This window comes from Pricia sp. (genome assembly GCF_041745955.1).
Classification (GTDB): Bacteria; Bacteroidota; Bacteroidia; order Flavobacteriales; family Flavobacteriaceae; genus Pricia.
The window spans coordinates 1-3083 of record NZ_JBGTHY010000568.1 but is presented as its reverse complement, the minus strand read 5'-3'; the positions used below and the strand labels follow the sequence as shown (position 1 = coordinate 3083).

The following is a 3083-nucleotide window of genomic DNA, read 5'->3' as shown; positions in this document are numbered from 1 at the left end:
TTGCCCCAAATGGTACGGGCCATTCCCGGCCAAGGAAATTTGATGCAAAGGCGGCCATCTACCTTGTTGCCCTTGAGTTCATTGCCTTCCTCGTCCATTAGTGCGGGTTGAATGCCGATAAAGGGTAGGGTGGCATAGGTGGGCGTGGTCGGGGTTACATAGGGAATCGGGGTAATCATAATGCCTCCGGTTTCCGTTTGCCACCAAGTATCGACGATGGGGCTATTGTGCTTACCGACATTGGTATTGTACCAGTGCCATGCCTCTTCGTTGATGGGTTCACCTACGGAACCCAAAACCTTCAGGCTCGAGAGATCGTGTTTTTCGACAAATTCCAAACTCTGCTTGGCAAGGGCACGGATCGCCGTAGGAGCCGTGTAGAATTGATTGATCTTATGCTTTTGAACGACATCCCAAAACCGACCATAATCGGGATAGGAGGGTACGCCTTCGAACATAACGGTCGTAGCACCATTGGCCAAAGGCCCGTAAACGATGTAGGAATGTCCGGTAATCCAACCGATATCCGCGGTACACCAATAGATATCGTTTTCACGGTACTGAAATACATTTTTGAACGTGTAGGCCGTGAAGACCATGTAGCCGCCGGTAGTGTGCACCATACCTTTCGGTTTTCCGGTAGAACCGGAGGTGTAGAGGATGAACAGCGGGTCTTCAGCATCCATAATCTCGGCCACGCAATCGGCATGGGCGTCATCTAACAAAGGCTGTAACCATTTGTCCCTTCCCTCCTTCATTTCGATGTCGGTGTCGATGCGTTTGACGACCAATACGTTTTTGACACTGGGGCAGTCACCCAACGCCCTATCTACGATTCCTTTGAGATCGATGGTCTTTGAGCCCCGGTATGAGCCATCCGAAGTCAATACCATTTTACAGTTCGAATCATTGATACGGCTTGCCAGTGCATTAGAGGAGAATCCTGCGAACACCACGGAATGGATGGCCCCGATACGCGCACAGGCCAATACCGAAATGGCCAATTCGGGAATCATGGGCAAATAGATACAGACCCGATCCCCTTTTTGGATACCGTGATCTTTAAGAACGTTCGCCATACGGCAGACCCGCGCGTGCAATTGTCGATAGGTAATATGTTCTGCGGCTTCATTCGGATCGTTGGGTTCAAAAAGTAGGGCAGTCTTATCGCCACGGGTGGTCAGGTGGCGGTCGATGCAGTTCTCCGTAATATTGAGTTTCGCCCCCTCGAACCATTTGATTTCGGGTTTAGAAAAATCCCAATCCAGCACATTGTCCCATTTTTTGCGCCATACGAAATGTTCTTCCGCGATTTCTTCCCAAAAACTTTCGGGGTTTATGACGGATTTCCGGTAGACTTGAAAATATTCTTCTAGGTGTTTAATGTGGTAGTTGCTCATTGTGGAAAAAAGTTAAAAGATTATTGAGTTAATAGTTAATGGGACCTTGCAGCAAAATTTTGAAGTTTTGATACTGATGTTTTGGTAGAATTATCAATTTCCGCGATAATTTTTGCAATATTTCCGATTGATTTATTTTTCAATAAAAGAATAAATCTGTGCGAATCAGAGATTACAATTCTAGGCGTTGGTGATATCAGCAAGTAATTCAGAAACAGAATCACTGAAAATCGAAACTCCGTATTTTCCCAAAAGTTCCATAAACGTTGGCTTTGTAAGTCCTGCAACCTTTGCAGCTTGACCCAAGGAAAGTATTCGTTCTTCATATAATTTTGACGCAAGTATCATTGAAAGCTCGTAATCTTTCAAATCCAAATTATCCGGGATGTTTATTTTTAGGATTTTCATGATTTTCTATTAAAGAACCACGTTGTATTTTAAATTCGTTCTTATCAAAAATACAATATCGAACTATTTTATAATGTTACGTTTTCTTAAATCTCTTGCCGAATGATGGATCGTGAGAATATCAATTTGTTTTTCAGAAACAATTTTATAGATGATACGGTAACGGCCTTCCAATACTTCCCGGATAGCATCGGTTCTATGCTCAGGTACGGGTTTCCCGATATGCATTTGTGATTTTAAGACCTGCGTTCTTTGCTTAATTCGAATAATTTGAAGTTTAGCATATTTCACCGAATCTTTCGAAATGTATTCGGCAATATTGTTGAGGTCGTCCCGGGCATTGAGCGTCCATTTTATTTGAACCATTTTCCGATTTCCTTTTCGAGCTCGGATTCGGAGATGGTTTCCCCTTTTTTGGATTGTTGAATGCCAAGTTCTATTTTTTCGACGAAAATTAGATGCTCTATGAGTTCATCCAACGAGAACTCTTCGGGAAAATCTTCAATATGTTCTTTTAATCTTGTTTTCGTAAGCATACATTAGTTTTATACATCCCTAAGATACAATTTTTTGTCATACTTCCGTATTGTAAACGGTCAGCGAAATTATCATTCGTTTAATGCCCCGTAGCCTCACCGGCCCCACTCGGAATACGGATATCCTCGACGATTTCCTGTACATCTTGCGGTGGATCAGGAGTAAATTGCATGACCATAATGGAAACCGCGAAATTAAGGAGCATGGCTACCGTTCCGAAGCCTTCGGGAGAGATGCCGAACCACCATTCATCGGGGGTACCTCCACCGAACATGTCGAATTTAAACTTCAACATATACAGCAGCATGGAAACGATACCGACGATCATTCCGGCAATGGCTCCCTCCTTGTTCATTCTTTTATAGAAAATGCCCAAAACGATAGCGGGGAAAAACGAGGCCGCGGCCAGACCGAAGGCCAAGGCGACGACGGCCGCTACAAATCCGGGGGGATTGATACCGAAATATCCTGCAATTACCACCGCTACGGAGGCCGAAATACGTGCCGCCCAAAGTTCGCCCTTTTCCGAAATATCGGGGCGAAAGGTTTTTTTGATCAAATCGTGCGATACGGAGGAGGAGATTACCAAGAGCAACCCGGCCGCGGTGGAGAGGGCCGCAGCGAGTCCACCTGCCGCCACCAAACCGATTACCCAAGCCGGTAGTTGGGCTATCTCGGGGTTGGCCAACACCATGATGTCATTGTCTATTGTAAGTTCATTGGCCTGGCTGTCCGCCA

General features: G+C 45.2%; 4 protein-coding genes and 1 pseudogene. All 5 read right to left on the bottom strand.

Annotation, left to right across the window (positions count from 1 at the left end):
* A partial coding sequence (locus ACEW8S_RS20430) for an acetate--CoA ligase (protein WP_373519956.1) occupies nt 1-1400 on the bottom strand: 1400 nt, incomplete at its 3' end.
* 180 nt (nt 1401-1580) lie between these two features.
* Nucleotides 1581-1808 carry a UPF0175 family protein gene (locus tag ACEW8S_RS20425; RefSeq protein ID WP_373519955.1) on the bottom strand — a complete coding sequence of 76 codons (228 nt, stop codon included), beginning with the start codon at nt 1806-1808 and terminating at the stop codon, nt 1581-1583.
* Nucleotides 1809-1871: 63 nt separating this feature from the next.
* A complete protein-coding gene (locus ACEW8S_RS20420; RefSeq protein WP_373519954.1) occupies nt 1872-2174 on the bottom strand; it encodes a type II toxin-antitoxin system RelE/ParE family toxin in 303 nt (100 codons plus the stop codon).
* Nucleotides 2162-2344: a hypothetical protein gene (locus tag ACEW8S_RS20415; protein WP_373519953.1), complete on the bottom strand. Its 183-nt coding sequence runs from the start codon at nt 2342-2344 to the stop codon at nt 2162-2164. Before ACEW8S_RS20415 ends, ACEW8S_RS20420 begins: the two co-directional genes overlap by 13 nt.
* Before the next feature lie 80 nt (nt 2345-2424).
* Nucleotides 2425-3083: pseudogene (locus ACEW8S_RS20410) on the bottom strand (cation acetate symporter); the annotation flags it as partial.

Excerpts from the sequence above, each read along its gene's own strand:
- ACEW8S_RS20415 (WP_373519953.1), bottom strand. The coding sequence starts at position 2,344 with ATGCTTACGAAAACAAGATTAAAAGAACATATTGAAGATTTTCCCGAA.
- ACEW8S_RS20420 (WP_373519954.1), bottom strand. The coding sequence starts at position 2,174 with ATGGTTCAAATAAAATGGACGCTCAATGCCCGGGACGACCTCAACAAT.
- ACEW8S_RS20425 (WP_373519955.1), bottom strand. The coding sequence starts at position 1,808 with ATGAAAATCCTAAAAATAAACATCCCGGATAATTTGGATTTGAAAGAT.